This window comes from Nocardia higoensis NBRC 100133 (genome assembly GCF_000308595.1).
GTDB classification, from domain to species: domain Bacteria; phylum Actinomycetota; class Actinomycetes; order Mycobacteriales; family Mycobacteriaceae; genus Nocardia; species Nocardia higoensis.
In genome coordinates, this window is record NZ_BAGA01000157.1 from 1 (window position 1) to 702 (window position 702).

1 protein-coding gene is annotated in these 702 nt (G+C 64.1%); it reads left to right on the plus strand.

Features of this window, described 5'->3' with window-relative positions:
- Nucleotides 1-132: 132 nt before the first annotated feature.
- A partial coding sequence (locus ON26_RS27265; protein ID WP_040800435.1) for an IS5/IS1182 family transposase occupies nucleotides 133-702 on the plus strand: 570 nt, incomplete at its 3' end.

Genomic DNA, 702 nt, shown 5'->3' on the forward strand with positions numbered 1-702 from the left:
TTGAGCCTTTTTCATCCTGCGCGTGAGAGGCGTTGTGGCGCTGCAGGTTCAACGGATGCCCGGGTAGCGGGATAGGCGAAGCCCCTGGTAGATCGGTTGTTACCACACACCCGACGCACCAAGGGGCTTCACGTGCTTTTCTACCGTTCCGCGCTGCCGTTGTCACGTCAGACCCTGGACTACCTGTCGGGAGTGATCCGTCGGCACCGTCGCGCGGTCGCCTCGCGGTGGCGGCACCTCAATCCTGGTCGTCAAGCCCTGCTCACCCTCGTTCACCTGCGCAAAGCCGAATCATTCGCCCTCCTCGGGGCCGGTTTCGAGGTATCGACGAGCACGGCCTGGCGCTACGTGCAAGAAGCCGTGCGGCTCCTCGCCGATCGTGCACCGTCACTGCGAACGGCATTGCGCCGCGCCAAGGCCGAAGATCACGCCTACCTGATCATCGATGGCACGTTGATTCCGATCGACCGGGTCGCGGCCGATCGGCCGTTCTACTCCGGCAAGCACCGCCGCCACGGCATGAACGTGCAGGTCATAGCCACTCCCGATGGCGGGATCGTGTGGGTGTCCTCAGCGTTGCCGGGCAGTGTGCACGACAGCAGAGCGGCGTGGATCTGGCGGGTGCTGCACGAACTCGAGCAGCAGGGATGGATTGTGCTGGGCGACAAGGGATATCAGGGCGCTCGAGGTGTGCTTACTCCG